The organism is Bacillus sp. JJ1566 (assembly GCF_036962685.1).
Classification (GTDB): Bacteria; Bacillota; Bacilli; order Bacillales; family Bacillaceae_L; genus Ferdinandcohnia.
Genome location: NZ_JBALOP010000010.1, coordinates 73,312 through 91,338, shown reverse-complemented (window position 1 = coordinate 91,338; position 18,027 = coordinate 73,312). Strand labels below are relative to the sequence as shown.

The 18,027-nt window shown below is 38.8% G+C and carries 16 protein-coding genes; 7 read left to right on the top strand and 9 right to left on the bottom strand.

Annotation, left to right across the window (positions count from 1 at the left end; translation table 11 throughout):
- The 7 genes from V7112_RS05965 to V7112_RS05935 all read left to right on the top strand — a co-directional run.
- On the top strand, window positions 1–207 hold a 207-nt coding region (locus tag V7112_RS05965), incomplete at its 5' end, for a hypothetical protein (protein ID WP_335416706.1).
- The gene (gene rlmD / locus V7112_RS05960) at window positions 182–1,555 is read left to right on the top strand and encodes a 23S rRNA (uracil(1939)-C(5))-methyltransferase RlmD (protein WP_335416704.1); all 1,374 of its coding nucleotides are present in this window, start codon (window positions 182–184) and stop codon (window positions 1,553–1,555) included. The genes V7112_RS05965 and rlmD, both read left to right, overlap by 26 nt.
- A gap of 21 nt (window positions 1,556–1,576) precedes the next feature.
- Window positions 1,577–1,813 (top strand): hypothetical protein, encoded by a 237-nt coding sequence (locus V7112_RS05955; protein WP_335416702.1) that lies wholly within the window; start codon window positions 1,577–1,579, stop codon window positions 1,811–1,813.
- Between the two features lie 339 nt (window positions 1,814–2,152).
- The gene (locus V7112_RS05950; protein WP_335416700.1) at window positions 2,153–3,592 is read left to right on the top strand and encodes an MFS transporter; all 1,440 of its coding nucleotides are present in this window, start codon (window positions 2,153–2,155) and stop codon (window positions 3,590–3,592) included.
- A gap of 28 nt (window positions 3,593–3,620) precedes the next feature.
- On the top strand, window positions 3,621–4,808 hold the full coding sequence (locus V7112_RS05945; protein WP_335416698.1) for an amidohydrolase: 1,188 nt from the start codon (window positions 3,621–3,623) through the stop codon (window positions 4,806–4,808).
- A gap of 267 nt (window positions 4,809–5,075) precedes the next feature.
- Window positions 5,076–5,651: a TetR/AcrR family transcriptional regulator gene (locus V7112_RS05940; protein WP_335416696.1), complete on the top strand. Its 576-nt coding sequence runs from the start codon at window positions 5,076–5,078 to the stop codon at window positions 5,649–5,651.
- Between the two features lie 109 nt (window positions 5,652–5,760).
- Window positions 5,761–7,869: an MMPL family transporter gene (locus V7112_RS05935; RefSeq protein ID WP_335416694.1), complete on the top strand. Its 2,109-nt coding sequence runs from the start codon at window positions 5,761–5,763 to the stop codon at window positions 7,867–7,869.
- A gap of 283 nt (window positions 7,870–8,152) precedes the next feature.
- Here the strand turns inward: V7112_RS05935 and nikC are convergent, their stop codons facing one another.
- The 9 genes from nikC to V7112_RS05890 form a co-directional block, all read right to left on the bottom strand.
- Window positions 8,153–9,055, bottom strand: coding sequence for a nickel transporter permease (nikC, locus tag V7112_RS05930; protein WP_335416691.1), 903 nt, complete (start codon window positions 9,053–9,055; stop codon window positions 8,153–8,155).
- Between the two features lie 21 nt (window positions 9,056–9,076).
- A complete protein-coding gene (locus V7112_RS05925) occupies window positions 9,077–10,081 on the bottom strand; it encodes an ABC transporter permease (protein WP_335416689.1) in 1,005 nt (334 codons plus the stop codon).
- Between the two features lie 57 nt (window positions 10,082–10,138).
- Window positions 10,139–11,749: an ABC transporter substrate-binding protein gene (locus V7112_RS05920; protein WP_438823864.1), complete on the bottom strand. Its 1,611-nt coding sequence runs from the start codon at window positions 11,747–11,749 to the stop codon at window positions 10,139–10,141.
- A gap of 62 nt (window positions 11,750–11,811) precedes the next feature.
- A complete protein-coding gene (locus V7112_RS05915) occupies window positions 11,812–12,792 on the bottom strand; it encodes an ABC transporter ATP-binding protein (protein ID WP_335416686.1) in 981 nt (326 codons plus the stop codon).
- Between the two features lie 26 nt (window positions 12,793–12,818).
- Window positions 12,819–13,823, bottom strand: a complete 1,005-nt coding sequence (locus V7112_RS05910) for an ABC transporter ATP-binding protein (RefSeq protein ID WP_335416684.1) — start codon at window positions 13,821–13,823, stop codon at window positions 12,819–12,821.
- Between the two features lie 330 nt (window positions 13,824–14,153).
- Window positions 14,154–15,227: an ABC transporter substrate-binding protein gene (locus V7112_RS05905; protein ID WP_335416682.1), complete on the bottom strand. Its 1,074-nt coding sequence runs from the start codon at window positions 15,225–15,227 to the stop codon at window positions 14,154–14,156.
- The gene (locus V7112_RS05900) at window positions 15,224–16,027 is read right to left on the bottom strand and encodes an ABC transporter permease (protein WP_335416680.1); all 804 of its coding nucleotides are present in this window, start codon (window positions 16,025–16,027) and stop codon (window positions 15,224–15,226) included. The genes V7112_RS05905 and V7112_RS05900 overlap by 4 nt, the downstream gene beginning before the upstream one ends.
- Entirely contained in the window at window positions 16,017–16,835 is an 819-nt protein-coding gene (locus tag V7112_RS05895) for an ABC transporter permease (RefSeq protein ID WP_335416678.1), read from the bottom strand. Before V7112_RS05895 ends, V7112_RS05900 begins: the two co-directional genes overlap by 11 nt.
- Window positions 16,825–17,934 (bottom strand): ABC transporter ATP-binding protein, encoded by a 1,110-nt coding sequence (locus tag V7112_RS05890; RefSeq protein WP_335416677.1) that lies wholly within the window; start codon window positions 17,932–17,934, stop codon window positions 16,825–16,827. Before V7112_RS05890 ends, V7112_RS05895 begins: the two co-directional genes overlap by 11 nt.
- Between the last annotated feature and the right edge of the window lie 93 nt (window positions 17,935–18,027).

The following is an 18,027-nucleotide window of genomic DNA, read 5'->3' as shown; positions in this document are numbered from 1 at the left end:
GTGAATCGTACCCGATTATTGGTTGAGGAGAGAGAAAGAGTAACGCAAGCAACCGATTCGTACCTAATTCCCGGATTCCTTTTTAGAAAGCGCCACGCATGTATTTCGACCACATTGGCACAACACTCCCCCAGTATGTTACAATCAGAAAAGCATTTTGAACGCAAAGGAAGAAAATATAATGACAAAACTGAAACCTCCAGTTGAAAAAAATACATATTATGATGTCACATTCGTGGATCTTACCCATGACGGTGCAGGTGTGGCGAAAATAGAGGGCTTTCCGATTTTTGTTCCGAACGGACTACCAGGCGAGACAGCGAAAATTAAAATCACGAAGGTCCAAAAAAACTATGGATATGGACGGCTAATGGAACTTTATGAAAAAAGCGAATATCGTGTAGAGGCCCCGTGTCCGATTTACAAAGAATGCGGAGGCTGTCAGCTTCAGCATCTTAGCTATGAGGGCCAGATGATTGCAAAACAAAAACAGGTCCAGGAAGTGTTAACTCGTATCGGTAAGCTCCAAAATATCAAGGTCCATCCAGTCCTCGGAATGGAGAATCCGTGGCGATACCGGAATAAGGCACAGGTCCCAGTTGCGGACAGAGAAGGTGGGCTTGTGGCAGGGTTTTATCAGCAGCGAAGCCATGAAATTATAGATATGGAAGCGTGTCTCATTCAGCAAGAAAAGAACGATCTGGTCGTGCAAACTGTAAAAACCATCTGTGAAAATTATGGAATTCAAGCCTATGATGAAAAAAACAACAAGGGTCTCCTTCGCCATATCATGGCACGCTATGGTGTTGCCTCAGGCGAAATTATGGTCGTTCTAATCACAAGAACAAAGGAGCTCCCGCATAAAAATAAAATTATCTCAGATATTACTACTCAGTTACCTGGCGTAAAATCTATCGTACAAAACATAAACTCCAAACAGACGAATGTGATATTTGGAAATGAAACAAATGTCCTTTGGGGCGAAGAATATATTTATGACAATATTGGTGATATCCGATTTGCAATTTCAGCTCGATCCTTTTATCAGGTCAACCCTGAGCAAACAAAGGTGCTCTATGATAAAGCTTTGGAATATACGGAGTTAACGGGTGAAGAATCCGTCATCGATGCTTATTGTGGGATAGGGACAATCTCGCTTTTTTTAGCACAACAAGCAAAAAAGGTGTACGGTGTTGAAATTGTTCCTGAAGCGATCGAGGATGCGAAACGAAACGCAGCCTTAAATGATATTGATAATGCAGAGTTTGCGGTAGGAGAGGCTGAAGTAGTAATCCCGAACTGGTATAAGGATGGGGTTAAAGCGGATGTGATCGTTGTTGACCCTCCACGTAAGGGCTGTGATGAGGCACTATTACAAACTATTTTAAAAATGAAGCCAGGAAAAGTTGTGTATGTTTCCTGTAACCCGGCAACACTTGCGAGAGACCTTCGGATACTAGAAGATGGCGGTTATGAAACAGTTGAAGTACAACCAGTTGACATGTTCCCGCACACAGTTCACTGCGAAGCAGTCGCGAAGTTAATCTTAAAATGATATAAGGGAGGGCCAACGCTGATGGTAACTGATAAAATGAAATCTAAAATTTTGGAAATTGTAGATAATCAAATTAAAATAAATGACCCGAAGTGTACAAAAGAAACACTAGAACGATTAATAGGTATGGGTTTTTCAGAAATAGAGGCAAAGGAAATGATCGGCAGAGTACTTGTGGAGGAAATGTACGATATCCTAAAAAACCAAGTTCCGTTTAATGAAGAGCGATACGATGAGAAATTATCTATGCTTCCATAGTTTCCGACTCGCTTAAAACAATCTGTACTAATCGATCATTCTTAAGAAAACCCATTTTCAAACAAACGTTTGTTCAATGGGTTTTCTTAAGTTTAGCAACGATTTGCAAATTCAAACAAGCGTTTATTTAAATCAAATTGGTGTTTTCTAGCATGGTAAAATGTGTGCTGTATCAGTCAGTGAGGTTGAAGAAAGATAGTAAAAAGGCCTGTATCGTTTGGGATACAGGCCTTTTTACGTATGAAACTGTAACATTTCAATCAGTAGTATTATTTTTTATATTTCGGACAAAATTAAGTCATTAGGTATGGGAATTCTAGTATCAAAGGAGGTTTTTACATGGAAACAAGTTATAAAGGTACAAATAAAATGATTATCGGGATTGTGTTCGGAGTTATTACATTCTGGCTATTTGCACAAGCAATGGTGAATGTAGTTCCCGCAGTACAAAAAGATTTAGGGATTTCACTTGGAACACTAAACATAGCAATAAGTTTATCGGCTTTATTCTCAGGAATGTTTATCGTTGCTGCAGGTGGTCTTGCCGATAAAATAGGGCGTAAAAAGATTGCCAATATTGGGTTTGTTTTAAGTATTATTGGTTCACTTTGTCTAGTCCTTACTCAAGGTGCTGCATTGCTCATTATTGGACGTATAATTATTGGTCTTTCAGCTGCATGTATTATGCCTTCAACCATTGCATTAATGAAGGAATATTTCGAGGGTGCAGAACGCCAACGAGCATTAAGCTTTTGGTCAATCGGTTCATGGGGAGGCTCAGGGGTTGCTTCATTTGCAGGTGGTGCCATTGCCACTTCATTAGGCTGGAGATGGATTTTCATCTTTTCGATTATCTTTGCAATTGTTGGTATGTTTTTACTGAAAGATACCCCGGAAAGTAAACAACCATCCTCAGGTAAATTTAAATTTGATTACACTGGGTTAGCTATTTTTATCGTTACAATGATTGCTTTGAATGTATTTATTACGTACGGATCAGATTTAGGATGGACAAGCATGCTTTCACTTGTACTTGTGGCAATTACAATTATTGGCCTAATTGTTTTTATTAAAGTAGAGAAGAGTAAAGAGGTTGTTCTTATTGACTTTGCCGTATTTAAAAATGCACCATATACGGGTGCTACTGTTTCAAACTTTTTGCTGAATGCCATTGCAGGAACCTTAGTTGTAGCAAATACGTATGTACAAGTAGGGCGAGGCTTTAACTCATTTCAATCAGGTATGTTGTCACTAGGCTATTTAGTAGCTGTGCTAGCAATGATTCGTGTCGGTGAGAAAATCTTGCAGAAAGTAGGGGCAAAATCACCAATGATTTGGGGTGCCGCAATTACAACTGTTGGTGTAGGTATCATGGGCTTAACTTTCTTGCCAGGCCTTACCTATACAATTGTTGTGTTCATTGGATTTGCCTTATTTGGACTTGGTCTTGGCATTTATGCAACTCCTTCAACAGATACATCTGTATCCAATGCACCGCCTGATAAAGTTGGTGAAGCAGCTGGTGTTTATAAAATGGCAAGTTCATTAGGAAGTGCATTTGGTGTTGCGATTTCAACCGCAGCTTACGCGGCAATAGCGGCATCTGGCAATCTGGAATGGGCAGCTACAGTGGGTATTATCGTTAATGTCATCTTCGGTATCTTATCTATTTTATCAATCATGATAATGGTACCAAAAGATGCAGGGAAAACAGCCAAGGAAGTTAAACCAACTAAAGCTCCTAAAAATCCTACAACTCACGAACCTGTTATAGAATAATTTCAGATGAATTAGGAGTGGAATTAAGATGAAAGAAAAATTAATGGAAATGTTGGGATCTCGTAAGGATGAAATGATTGAAATTCGTAGACATTTGCATGAGAATCCAGAGCTTTCCTTTGAAGAAGAAAAGACCGCACAATATATTCTTGATTTTTATAAAGGGAAGGACGTGGAAGTTCAATCGAATGTCGGGAATGGCTATGGAATTGTCGTAACGATAAAAGGTGGAAAGTCTGGTAAAAACATTGGACTGCGTGCCGATTTCGATGCACTTCCCATTGTTGAAGAAACGGATGTGCCATTTAAATCAAAAAATGAAGGGGTCATGCATGCATGTGGACATGATGGTCATACAGCATATTTATTGGTGCTAGCGGATTGCTTAATTCAATTAAAAGACGAAATACCAGGGACCATCAAAATTATTCACCAACATGCGGAAGAGGTTCCGCCGGGTGGCGCAAAAAGTATTGTAGAATCTGGAATTCTAGATGATTTAGATAATGTTTTCGGAATTCATTTGCTTCCACTAGGTCCTGCAGGAGTGATTGGCTATCATGCGGGATATTCTTTCAACGGCAGGGCTTATATGAAATTAAAAGTTCAAGGTAGAGGTGGACATGGCTCATCCCCACATTTGGCGAATGATGCGATTGTGGCAGGCGCTCATTTTGTTACTGCTGCTCAAACGATTATTAGTCGTCGGTTAAGTCCATTCGAAAATGGTGTAATTACAATCGGCTCATTTGATGGGAAAGGAACATTTAATGTCATCAAGGATAGCGTGGAGCTTGAAGGAGACATTCGCTATATGACTGATGAAACAAAGAAAAAAATTGAACATGAAATTAGACGTCTGGCAAAAGGCCTTGAAGAAGAATTTGGGGTAACATGTGAGCTTACCTATGAGAATGATTACCCGCCTCTCTACAATGATCCTGAAATAACTGAAAAAGTCGCAGAGTATCTAAAAAATGCAAATGATAAAGATATTAAAGAAGTAAAGGAATTCCCTGCAATGGCACCATCTGAAGACTTTGCCTATTATGCGGAAAAGTTCCCTTCTTGTTTCTTCTACATTGCATGTACGCCTAAGGGAGAAAAGGATCCGTTTTTCAACCATCATCCTAAATTCGACATCGATGAAGATGCCCTTCTTGTTGCAGCAAAAGCAGTAGGACATGTTGTTTGTGGATATTATGAGTTAAATTAGCAGTGTTGGTTTTTGGATGAAAAGTAATCTGTACTAATCGGCCATTTTTGGAAAGACCCATTTTCAAACAAACGTTTGTACAATGGGTTTTTCCAGTTCTATCAACGATTCGCAAATTCAATCAAACATTTGTTTAAATAAAATATGGAGTATCGAGCGGGATGAAATGCGAGCTGTACTAGTCCAAAAAATGTGGGATAAGTCATATATATGTCAATTCATTCTCTTTTTGAAAATCTTGTTCTATAATGAGGATGGGGTGATAACATGGCACGTGAGCGTAAATTTACTACCGAGGAATTATATCAGGCAACAGAGGAACTGCTTCTGGCATATCACTATGAAGGGTTTCAGTTTAGTTTGGTGGCGGACCATTTACATGTTTCCCGTGGGGCAATCTATAAGTATTTTGAAAACAAGGAAGAATTAATCACGGAATATATGCTTTTTAAAATGGAGCAGTTTCTTCAAGAGTTAAAGGAAATCGACTCAATTGAAGGGTTTTATGCTCAATTTGATTTTCTTTTGAATCTTATGTTTAAGAACCCGGAGCTTTATCAATTAATTGAAATTGGCAAACGTGTTCCGGCCCATATAAATGCAAAAGTGAAAGAAAATATAGGGAAACTAGAAAGCTACCATCTTGATATGTACCAATATATGCAGGGTTTTATCCAGGCAGGAATGGATGAAAACAAGTTAAACACAAACATTCCGGAACCTCTAATTTTGGGATACATTTTTCAATCAATCGCGATCCCAAATCATTTTCGCATTCCGCATGATGTGTGGGTTCAGTCGATTAAAGAAATAATTTGTCACGGAATCTTCAAAGATTCCTAATTGACACAGATGTCACTTTAAAAGATAATTAACGTGACAATAGTGTCAATTTTTTTTAATTCAAAGTGACACAGGCGTTACTTTAAAAAGAGGCAGGAGTTGAAAAAAGATGCAAAATTTATTACGGACTATTACAGATAAAGTCTCCACAAAAAAAGGGATGTGGGTTACATTAGCTGCTTGGCTGATTATCACAATGGCCTTAGCGGTATTTGCACCAAATGCGAAGGAATATGAGGTTACTAGGATTGATTCTTTGCCTGAAGATGCAAAATCTGTGATTGCAAAATCGAAGGTAGATGAGTATTTCAAGGAAAGTGATGGAACACCGGGAATTTTAGTCTTTCAAGCGAAAGAGGGCCAATTAGACTTCACAGACCTTGTAAGTGTATTCAACCATATTGAGGAAGCAGAAATACCGGGTGTTGAGCAGGTGGTTCCATTAGCATCATTACCACCACAGGCAGCTGCTGGGTTTTTCTCAGAGGATCAAACAACTGCGTTACTACCAATGATTTTTGATTCTTCTCTTGAAACAAAGGAAGTTCGAGATTCAAAGGATAAAATTTTAGAGGTAGTCGAGGAAAATACAGATTTATCTTTGTATGTAACAGGTCCTGCGGGAATCGCAACTGACTCCCTGGATTTATTCTCAAGAGCGGACGTTGTATTAATTTTATCAACGGTTGGATTAATACTTATTTTATTAATTGTCATTTATCGATCACCTTTACTGGCATTAATTCCATTGCTAGCTGCTGCTTTTGTATATGAAGTCGTGATGCAAATACTCGGTATTTTAGGAAAAGCAGGTTTACTGTTAAGTAACCAAACGATTTCAATAGCATCAATCTTATTATTTGCAGCAGTAATAGATTATTCGTTATTCGTCTTTTCACGATATCGTGAAGAACTGAAGGGCTATGAAAATAAATATGATGCAATGCGGGCTGCAATGAGGGAAACAGGGATGCCAGTTTTCTTCTCAGGAGGAACAGTTTTAGCAGCAATGCTCGTATTATTCTTCGCTGATTTTGGTGATTATCGCAATTTCGCGCCAACCTTTGCGACTACAATGATCGTCATCATGCTTGCTTCGATTACATTGGTTCCAGCTTTATTTACGCTCTTTGGAAGAAAGTCCTTTTGGCCAAAGGTTCCGAAGGTTGGAGATGATAAAGTTAAAGACAATTCGATTTGGAGTAAAATTGGCAGAATGGTTGTCAAAAAACCAGGGCTATCCGTTGCGATTATTGGTATCTTCCTGCTAATCTCCGCAGCAAATATGTTCAATCTCACTTATGAGTTTGATACGATGAAGTCTTTTCCAGAGGATATGCCATCTCGACAAGGCTATGAATTAATTGAAGAAAAATTTGCGAAGGGTGATCTCGCACCCTCAACAGTCTTATATGAAGGAAAAGAAGCTGTAACGAAGGAAGAATTAGATGCCTTGCAAACTGAGCTATTAGAACAGGAACTCGTCAGTGATGTAAGAATCAATGGAACTGCTGATGAAAATAAAGTAGTAAACCTTAGCTTAACATTTGAAGAAGGACCATATGAAGTCAAAACAATTGATGCGATGGAGGAGATGATCAATAACTCTAACACCATCTTAGCAAATGCCGATCTAGACGGAGAACTCTATTTTGCAGGTGAAACCGCAACAAAGGTGGACGACCGACTTGTTAATAATAGGGATGTCATTTTAATTGTGGTACTTGAGACGATCTTGATTTTTGGGATGTTAATTGTGTTAACGAAGTCATTTAAAATGCCAATTTATATGATGGGAACAATCTTGGTGTCATTTTTAGCAGCATTGGGATTAGGGATGTTCTTAACAGATCTATTCTTTGATATTGATACGATTAGCAACCGGGTACCGTTGTATTCGTTCGTATTTCTTGTTGCACTAGGAATTGATTATAATATTATGCTTATTTCAAGATTCCAAGAGGAGCGAAGAACCCATTCTGTTAAAGAAGCCGTACAAATCGCCGTATCCAAGACAGGTGGAGTGATCTCCTCAGCAGGTATCATCTTAGCAGCAACATTTGCCGTTCTGATGACACAGCCCGTGCAATTATTATTTGTCTTCGGTTTTATCGTAGCTGTCGGGATATTATTAGATACATTCTTGATTCGCGGGGTGTTATTACCAGGTTTAATTGTTTTATTAGAGAAGGATAAAGCCGTTAGTAATGAAAAATAAATTTAAAAATGAAAAAAGACGCACTACGCGTCTTTTTTTATGTCTAGCTTAAGCCGCCATCGGCTCGAGGTCATAAGCCAATCGCTTCGGAAGGTAAAAGGCACCTTCTGCCAGCGCTCGTCTTATGCTTGACTTGCACAGGACAAGGAAAGCTTCGACAGCATAATCCTCGCACGAAGAAAATGCATAGCATTTTCGAGGAAGTGCTGACATCGACGTTTGCCACAGGACGTGGCAGTAGTTAGTCGATGTTCCGCTATCCGGGCGTCTTGCGCATTTCTAATTAACTCTTCATTTTAGGGTCTAGTGCGTCGCGAAGACCGTCACCCATAAGGTTAAAGCCTAATACAGTTAACATAATGGCAATCCCCGGAAAAATAAGTGTCCATGGGGCTTGTTGGATATAGCTTCTTGCATCACTTAGCATTCTTCCCCATTCTGGTTCTGGTGCCTGTGCACCTAAGCCTAGGAATCCTAAAGCAGCAGCCTCAAGGATTGCTGTAGCAATTCCCAGGGAACCCTGAACAATAATAGGTGTTATGCTATTTGGAAGAATATGTTTTAAAAGAATCCGAGAATCTTTCATCCCAATTGCTTTTGCAGCCATGATAAATTCTTCTTCTTTAATACTGATAACCTTTGAACGGACGAGACGCCCAAAGTTAGGTATATTTATTATGGCAATGGCAATTAGTGCGTTTTGAAGGGATGGTCCTAAAATAGCAACAATCGCAATGGCTAATAGGATACTAGGGAATGCTAGTAAAATATCAAATGTTCTAGAAATAAGCATATCAACCCATTTTCCATAGTAGCCAGCAAGAATTCCGAGCAAAGAGCCGATTATTGCAGAGGCTAATACTGCAAAGAAACCAACCCATAATGAGATTCTTGCACCATAAATAATTCTTGAAAAAATATCTCTCCCTAAGTCATCCGTTCCAAACCAATGCTCTGCAGATGGAGGTTGTAGACTATCTGCCAGGATCGATTCTTTATAGCTCTGTGGAGCAAGAACGTCTGCAAAAATTGCAATTAAGATAAAGAAGGCAACAATACCTGCACCAACAAGTGCTAAGCGGTTCTTTTTAAATCCCTTCCAAGTATCCTTCCATGGAGAGACCACTGTATCTTCATTCTTTGGGATCGACACGTTTGATTCGTGCCCGGGAGCCATTTCAGCCATGAGTAATTCACCTCATTTCCATTATTGATATTTAATTCTCGGGTCAAATACTGCGTATAGTAAGTCAACGATTAGGTTAATAAATACGAAAATAGCTGCAATGAGCAACACACCTGATTGAACAACAGGGTAATCTCTAAATGAAATTGCTTCGTAAATATATCTTCCAATCCCAGGCCAACTGAAAATAGTTTCAGTAAGGATAGCTCCACCTAGAAGAAGTCCCATTTGGAGACCGATTGTAGTTAATACAGGAATAAATGCATTTTTTAAGGAGTGCTTATAAACAACCCAGAACATTTTTTGACCTTTTGCTCTTGCTGTTCGAATAAAGTCTGAACGCATAACCTCTAACATACTTGATCTTGTCATTCTAGCAATAATCGCCATAGGGATGGTTGCTAAAGCAATGCTTGGTAAAATTAAGTGCTTCAATGTGACAACAAATTGATCTAAATTACCTTGAATCAATGTATCTAGTAAAAATAAGTGCGTAATTGGTTCGATTGGATCGCGAATATTCTCTCTTCCAAGAGATGGTAACCAGTTAAGCTCAAGTGCGAAAATCCATTGTTCCATTAACCCTAGCCAAAAGATGGGGATGGAGACACCGATAAGTGCAAGGATCATCGCTGTGTAATCAAACCATGAGTTCTGGAACCATGCGCTAATGATTCCTGCGTTTACACCGATAACCACGGCAATAATCATGGCAACGAGTGCTAGCTCAAAGGTTGCAGCCAAAAACGGCCAGATTTCTTCCGAAATTGGTGAGCGGGTACGAAGTGAGTCACCTAAATCACCTTGGAGTAAATCTCCGATGTACGAAATATATTGTGTATACCAAGGCTCGTCTAACCCAAGCTGCTGAGTTAATGCCTCTTTTGCAGCAGGTGATGCTTTTTCACCCAATATAGCATCTGCCGGGTCACCAGGGATAAGCCGTAGCATAAAGAACACGATAAGAGACATTCCGAATAAAACCGGAATTAACATGAGTAAACGGCGAATCGTATATGAGAGCATTATGTTCACCCCTTTTAATGGTTAAAGGGGAGTAACAAGACTCCCCCTTCTTAACAATTATTCAAAATATGCGTTTGTAAATTTGTCTACACCTGTAGGATGTGGAATAAATCCTTTTAGGTTGCTACTAGCAGCTAAAGCTGCACGTGCGTGTGCAATTGGAATCCAAGGACCCTCATTATGAATGATTTCTTGAGCTTGTTTGTACATGTCATTTCTTTTTGCTTCATCTGTTTCTGATTGTGCTGCAACAAGAAGATCATGTAGCTCTTGGTTTGCATAACGTGAATAGTTATTTCCGTCAATGCTATCTTGGTCTAACAATACATATAAGAAGTTATCTGGGTCACCATTGTCACCAATCCATCCAGCAAGAAATGATTGTGCCTCACCGTTTTGAACTTTTTCTAGGAAGGTTGTCCAATCGTAAGTTACGATTTCTACTTTTACACCAATCTTTTCAAAGTCAGCTTGAATAGCTTCAGCAATTTTTTGTGGTTCAGGCATATAATCTCTTGGGTTAGTGAAAGTCCAAAGCTCCATTTTGAAGCCATCTGGATATCCAGCTTCTGCAAGAAGTTCTTTTGCTTTGTCTAAATCATATGCATAGCCTTCGATTTCGTCATTGTAACCTGGCATAAATGAAGGATAAGGGTTAACTGCAACATCCGCATTTCCAGCGTAGAATGTATCGATAATCGCTTGCTTATCTACAGCATGGTTAAGAGCTTGACGAACTTTTGCATTATTAAATGGTTCCATTTCAGTGTTAAAGCCAAAGTATCCAATATTCATACCTGGACGTAGTAATACTTGTAAAGCAGAATCACTTTCGATTTGAGAAACATCACTTGGATTTACTCCATCCATTAAGTCAATTTCACCTGTTTTTAAAGCTGTAAGACGAGCAGAGTTATCAGGAATGACTCTGAAAATAACTTTTTCAAGCTTTGGAGCTCCTGCCCAATAGTCTTCGTTTCTTTCAAGAGTGATTGTGTCATTTCGTTTCCATTCTTTGAATACGAATGGTCCAGTACCAACTGGGTTTTCACCAAATGTATCGCCTTTTTCTTCAATTGCTGTTGGGCTAGCAATTCCAAATGGTCCCATTGCTAGGTTGTTTAAAAATGGTGCTTGTGGGCGTTTTAGAGTGAATTTTACAGTATAGTCATCAACTGCTTCAACAGAATCAATGACATGTCCTTCGTCAGCTTTAAAGCCACCGAACATTGCAGCGTAGTATACGAATGCGCCATCAGTGCCACCACTCATCCAACGCTCAAAGTTGTAAACAACTGCATCTGCGTTAAAATCAGTTCCGTCATGGAATTTTATGCCTTCTTGTAATTTAAAGGTATACTCTAAAGAATCATCAGAGATTGTCCATTCAGTTGCTAAAGCAGGCTTAACCTCTGTAGTTTCCTCTTCATAATCTAATAAAGTATCAAAAATATTTTCTGTAACTTTTAGTGATTCACCATCTGTTACAACACCTGGGTCAAGTGAAGTAGTATCAGCTCCACGACCGTAAATTAATGTAGTTTGCGCTTCATCTTTAGCTGATGATGAAGAATCGCCACTATCTGAATCTTTGCTTCCACAAGCTGCTAAAATAGCAGATAGCACAACAAGTAGTACTAACGTTTGTAAGAAACGTTTTTTCATCATTTTCCCCTCCAAAAAGTTTTATCTTTGGCTAAGTAAATCGAATATTAATTTACACTGCCGGTTTATATTTGCTCTTCTCCATAAAGGTGGCAAGCGGTGAAATGACCTTGCTCAACCTCTTGGAGTGTAGGAACAACCTGTTTACAAATGTCCATTGCCTTTGGACAACGGGTATGGAACGGACATCCAGTAGGTGGATTTGATGGACTAGGTACATCTCCACTTAGAATAATTCGTTCCTGCTGGTGCTCTGGGTCCGGAATCGGGACAGATGAGAGCAAGGCTTCCGTATAGGGATGCTTAGGAGATTCGTATAATCGATCACTATCAGTTAACTCTACGATTCTTCCTAAATACATAACTCCAACTCTGTCACTGATGTGACGGACAACGCCTAAGTCATGGGCAATAAATAAATAAGTTAAATCAAAGTCCTTCTGTAAATCTTCAAGTAGATTTAGAACCTGAGATTGTATGGAAACGTCAAGAGCAGAAACAGGTTCATCAGCTATAATAAGCTTTGGTTTAACAGCTAAAGCGCGCGCAATACCAATCCTTTGTCTTTGACCACCGCTAAATTGATGTGGATATCGTTTCGCATGATAGGAGTTTAAACCAACGGTTTCTAGTAATTCTCGGACTCTTTTCTTTCTTTCTTGCCTATTTCCGAGACCATGGACGATTAAAGGCTCTTCAATAATCTGTTCAACAGTATGTCTTGGATTCAGGGATGCAAAAGGATCCTGGAATATCATTTGGATATCCTTTCTCATTTTTCTCATCTCCGAATTAGAAAGAGTCGTTAAATCACGATCTTCAAAGACAATTTGTCCGCCAGTAGGTTCAAGTAGTCGCATAAGCATACGACCTGTTGTTGATTTTCCACAACCACTCTCACCAACTAAACCGAGTGTTTCCCCTTTATGTAGATTGAAGGAGACGCCATCAACTGCTTTTACTGCACCAGTTTGCTTTTGAAGGACTCCGCTTTTAATAGGAAAGTGTTTTTTTAGATCTTTTACTTCCAGTAATGTTTCGGGCATTCTTTTCTCCCTCCTTTACAAAAAGATTAATGAGATGCACCTTGAAGGTGTAAAGCTGTGCTTTCTGTTTCATGTAGATGGCATCTTGCGCGTTGGCCATTTCCAACGTCAAGTAAACGAGGAGCGACTTCTCGACACTTATCAAATGCATATGGGCATCTTTCTGCAAAGTGGCACCCTTTTTTAATAGAACCTGGAATTGGAACACTACCTGATATAGAGAATAGACGGTCTTTTTTCGTTCGAACGTCTGGAACAGACGCGATAAGACCTTTTGTATAAGGATGCTGAGGGTTTTTGAAAAGTGACTTTGTATCGCCTTCTTCAACAACCTTTCCTGAATACATAACCGCTATCCTATCACACGTTTCAGCAACGACTCCAAGGTCATGTGTAATCATAATGATAGAAGTATTCGTTTCCTTATTCAGCTTTTTCATCAATTCAAGGATTTGGGCCTGAATGGTTACGTCAAGTGCAGTGGTTGGCTCATCTGCGATTAAAATTTCGGGTTTACAAACCATTGCCATAGCAATCATGACCCTTTGACGCATACCGCCGGATAATTGATGAGGATATTCATCTATTAGTTCGTCAGCTCTTGGAAGACCAACAAGATTTAACATCTCAATCGCTCTTATTCGGGCTTCTTTTTTCGAAATCTTATTGTGTATTAAAATAGCTTCGATTAATTGATTGCCGATTGTGAATACAGGATTTAATGATGTCATTGGCTCTTGGAAGATCATCCCGATTTTATTTCCACGAATTTGCCTCATTCGCTTTTCTTTTGCGTTTACAAGATTTTCGCCATTAAATAAAATTTCACCACCGACTATTTTTCCTGGATGCTGCACGAGCTGCATGATGGAAAGAGAGGTTACGCTTTTCCCGCAACCGGACTCACCGACGATACCGAGGATTTCTCCTTTTTTTAGGTAAAGGTCAACCCCGTTTACAGCAGGAATTTGTCCACTATCAGTAATAAAGTGAGTTTTCAACCCTTTTATTTCTAGAATAGTATCATCCATAAAATCCACCCCTTTCTATATTGGGATATTAATTATAATTTTTCCAATATAGTAATAACAAGAGATAATTATACACCTCACAATCAGAATTTCAAGAAAAATTAAGCGATTAAAAAAGATATAAATCTTTCCAATAACGGAAAATGCTATCGTTACAACAGTGTAATCGCTTTCGCATTAGTATAATGTTTTGTAAAAAAACATTATACTAATATTTTTAGATATTTTGAAAATTATATAAAGGAAAATATTAACTGAGGAAAAGGAGGGGTTTGAAGAATAAAAAAACACCTCAGTGTTGCCACATAAGATGTTTTTTATTGTCCATATTTAGTTTTGACCCATTTTAAACTCAAGGAATAGCTGATTGTAGATAGCGAGATTTCTTTTTCCTAGGTTTTCATAAACCTCGAGTCTCTCTGTTAGCTCAGGTGATGGATAGAATCGCTCATCTGTCACCATATCTTCAGGCATATATTGCAGTGCCTCTTTGTTTGGAGTGGAGTAGCTCACATATTCTGTGTTTTGTGCTGCGACTTCTGCATCCAACATAAAATTAATAAATTGGTGGGCGCCATCAACATTTTTCGCGGTCTTCGGAATAACCATATTATCGAACCATAGGTTAGAGCCTTCGCTTGGCACCACATAGTCGATATCTTCATTTTCCCACATAATATCTGCGGCATCACCTGACCAAACAATCCCAATTGCAGCCTCGCCATTTTGGATAAGTACTTTTCCTTCGTCACCAACGATGGCTTTGACATTTGGTGTAAGAGTGATGAGCTTTTCTTTTGCTTCTATTAAGTGATCAAGATTTGTATCATTTAGTGAATAACCAAGGGAGTTAAGCCCCATCCCCATGATTTCTCTAGCACCGTCGACCAAGATAATTTCATTTTTTAAGGACGGATCCCAAAGGTCATTCCAGCTTGTGAACTCTTTTCCATCGAGCATTGTTGGGTTAAATACGATTCCAACCGTTCCCCAGAAATACGGAACAGAGTATTGATTGCCTGGATCAAAAGGAAGATCTATAAAACGCTCATCAATGTTCTTTAAATTTGGTAGCTTTGAATGGTCAAGGGGGATGAGCAGGTCCTCTTGGCGCATTTTATCAATCATATATTCAGATGGCACCGCGATATCATACGCTGTTCCACCTTGTTCGATTTTTGTCATCATCGCTTCATTGGAGTCAAAGGTTTCGTAAATGATCTTGATTCCAGTTTCCTCTTCAAAACGATCGATTAATTCTTCGTCAATATAATCTCCCCAGTTATAAATTGTCAATGTGTTCCCACTTGCGAGACCCTGAGACGAATTTAAATGGTGGATAAGATAAAGTAGAGCTCCTGATACAAGAACGATTGCTAAAAAGGCACGGATGAGTTTCGTCATTTTCGAACCCCCAATCCACGAGTGCTGCCACGTTGTGCGACAAAGTAATAGCCAACTGCAAGCAGCATTGTAAAGATAAATAATAAAGCTGACAATGCATTAATATTCAATGAGATTCCACGGCGTGCGAGGGAATAGATTTCAACGGAAAGTGTTGAGAAACCATTACCAGTCACGAAAAATGTAACGGCAAAATCATCAAAGGAATACGTAAGTGCCATGAAAAACCCAGCGAAAATCCCTGGTGTGATATAAGGGAAAATCACCTTTGTTAGAACCTGCCACTGGCTTGCTCCAAGGTCCTTTGCAGCGTCGATTAAAGTCGGACTCATTTCTTTTAATTTCGGCAATACCATTAGAACAACAATTGGAATACAGAAGGCGATATGTGAAAGTAATACAGAATAAAAGCCTAATTTAATTCCGGCCATTGTTAATAGAATTAAGAAAGACGCACCAATGATAACGTCTGGACTTACAATTAAAACATTATTTAATGATAATAAAGTATTTTGGGCCTGTCTTTGTTTTACAGTGTGAATCCCAATTGCTCCAAACACCCCAATAATCGTTGAGACAAGGGCTGAAAGCAACGCAATCACAAATGTATTTAACACAATGATTAGTAATCTTGTATCTCCAAATAGCTCCTTATACCAGTCCAAGGTAAAGCCCTCGAAATTGTTCATCGTGCCACCGCTATTGAAGGAGTAGTACACTAAATAGAAAATCGGTGCATATAAAATGAAGAAAATAATAAATAGATACACTTTTGAAGAAATAGCAAGTTTATCTCTCATTTTTAGCACCTCGTTTCTTGCGGTTTCCAGTTGCCACCATAATTAACACCATGAAAATGATGAGGAAGACGGCAATCGTTGAACCCATGCCCCAATCCTGTGTAACGAGAAACTGTTGTTCAATAGCAGTTCCAAGTGTAATAACTTTGTTTCCGGCAATTAATCGTGTTAGCATGAATAATGATAGAGCAGGAATGAATACAACCTGACAGCCTGATTTTACCCCTTGAATCGTTAGCGGGAAAATCACACGACGAAATGTCGTCCATTTAGATGCACCCAGGTCTCTAGCAGCATCTAATAGACTCGGGTTTAGTTCATTTAATGAGTTGAAGATCGGTAATATCATAAATGGAATAAAAATATACACCGATACAAATACAAAACTAAAATCGGTAAATAATAGCTGTCTAGAGCCGATACCTAGCACTTCAAGAATCGCATTGGCAGTTCCATAGGTACCAAAAATCCCAATAAACGCATATGCCTTTAATAGTAGATTGATCCAAGACGGAGCAATGATTAGAAGCAGCCAAAGATGTTTATGCTTCGTTCTTGTGATTAAATAGGCTGTAGGGTATGCGACCAATAATGAGACAGCTGTTATCAAAAAGGCATACCAAAATGAGCTTAACGTCATTTTTAGATATATCGGTGTGAAGAACGTTTTATAGTTTACTAAAGATAGATTTCCCTCTATATCAAAAAATGAATAATAAAGGATAAGCGTAATCGGCGCAATAACAAATACAAGAATCCATAGTGCATAAGGAATGAAATATATATTACGGGTTAGCTTATTTTCCATGGCTTTCCCCGTCCACATATGCCTCTAAACGACGATCATATTCTTCTTCTGTTTCTCCAATCCGCATAACATGAATCGCCTCAGGATCAAAGTAAAGCCCGATTTCATCGCCAACCTTAGCTTTCTTTGTGGAGTGTACAAGCCATTCATTTCCGTCCTTGTCAAAGCCGCAAATTTCATAGTGAACACCCCTAAAAAGCTGAGAGTCTACAACAACCTGTAGCTTTCCTTTTTCAACAGAGGTAATTTCTAGATCTTCAGGACGGATGACAATATCAACTTGTTCTTTGTCAGAAAAGCCTTGGTCAACACAATCAAATGTTTTTCCAACAAATTCAACTAGGAAATCCTTGTGCATTTTTCCTGTTACGATATTAGATTCTCCAATAAAATCTGCAACAAAGCGGTTGATTGGTTCATCATAAATATCTATCGGACTGCCACTTTGTTGAATCTTTCCTTTATCCAATACAAAAATCTCATCAGACATAGCAAGAGCTTCCTCTTGATCATGTGTGACAAAGATAAAGGTAATGCCAAGGCGCTTCTGAAGGTCGCGAAGCTCATACTGCATTTCTGTACGAAGCTTTAAATCGAGCGCAGATAAGGGCTCGTCCAATAAAATAATCTCCGGCTCATTGACAATCGCGCGAGCAATTGCAACACGTTGTCTCTGTCCACCAGACATTTCTTTAATTTCACGATTTTCATAGCCAGTAAGATTGACGAAGCTTAAAGCTTCCTTCACTTTTTTATCGATTTCAGATTGCTTCATTTTTTTTATTCGTAAGCCAAAGGCAACATTTTCATATACATTAAGATGTGGAAATAAGGCATAATCCTGAAATACCGTATTAACCTGACGTTTATTGGCAGGTGTCGTATTTACTTTTTTTCCATTAAAATAAACCTCTCCATCTGAGGGTTCAATAAATCCTGCAATCAAACGTAATATTGTTGTTTTTCCACATCCGGAAGGACCAAGAAGGGTATAAAACTTTCCTCTTTCAATTTCAAAGCTGACATTGTTGAGGACAGGTTGGTCATTATCATATTGTTTCGTTACATTTTTAAACTGGATAATAGGTATACTTTTCATAGCAACCCCCTTCTTTCTATTAAATTAAAGTGATAGGATTTTATGTAATCCGGCATAATTATACACGAACCGGTAAAAAATTCAATAACAATC

Coding starts and splice junctions, on each gene's coding strand:
- rlmD (WP_335416704.1), top strand. CDS start 182: ATGACAAAACTGAAACCTCCAGTTGAAAAAAATACATATTATGATGTC.
- V7112_RS05955 (WP_335416702.1), top strand. CDS start 1,577: ATGGTAACTGATAAAATGAAATCTAAAATTTTGGAAATTGTAGATAAT.
- V7112_RS05950 (WP_335416700.1), top strand. CDS start 2,153: ATGGAAACAAGTTATAAAGGTACAAATAAAATGATTATCGGGATTGTG.
- V7112_RS05945 (WP_335416698.1), top strand. CDS start 3,621: ATGAAAGAAAAATTAATGGAAATGTTGGGATCTCGTAAGGATGAAATG.
- V7112_RS05940 (WP_335416696.1), top strand. CDS start 5,076: ATGGCACGTGAGCGTAAATTTACTACCGAGGAATTATATCAGGCAACA.
- V7112_RS05935 (WP_335416694.1), top strand. CDS start 5,761: ATGCAAAATTTATTACGGACTATTACAGATAAAGTCTCCACAAAAAAA.
- nikC (WP_335416691.1), bottom strand. CDS start 9,055: ATGGCTGAAATGGCTCCCGGGCACGAATCAAACGTGTCGATCCCAAAG.
- V7112_RS05925 (WP_335416689.1), bottom strand. CDS start 10,081: ATGCTCTCATATACGATTCGCCGTTTACTCATGTTAATTCCGGTTTTA.
- V7112_RS05920 (WP_438823864.1), bottom strand. CDS start 11,749: ATGATGAAAAAACGTTTCTTACAAACGTTAGTACTACTTGTTGTGCTA.
- V7112_RS05915 (WP_335416686.1), bottom strand. CDS start 12,792: ATGCCCGAAACATTACTGGAAGTAAAAGATCTAAAAAAACACTTTCCT.
- V7112_RS05910 (WP_335416684.1), bottom strand. CDS start 13,823: ATGGATGATACTATTCTAGAAATAAAAGGGTTGAAAACTCACTTTATT.
- V7112_RS05905 (WP_335416682.1), bottom strand. CDS start 15,227: ATGACGAAACTCATCCGTGCCTTTTTAGCAATCGTTCTTGTATCAGGA.
- V7112_RS05900 (WP_335416680.1), bottom strand. CDS start 16,027: ATGAGAGATAAACTTGCTATTTCTTCAAAAGTGTATCTATTTATTATT.
- V7112_RS05895 (WP_335416678.1), bottom strand. CDS start 16,835: ATGGAAAATAAGCTAACCCGTAATATATATTTCATTCCTTATGCACTA.
- V7112_RS05890 (WP_335416677.1), bottom strand. CDS start 17,934: ATGAAAAGTATACCTATTATCCAGTTTAAAAATGTAACGAAACAATAT.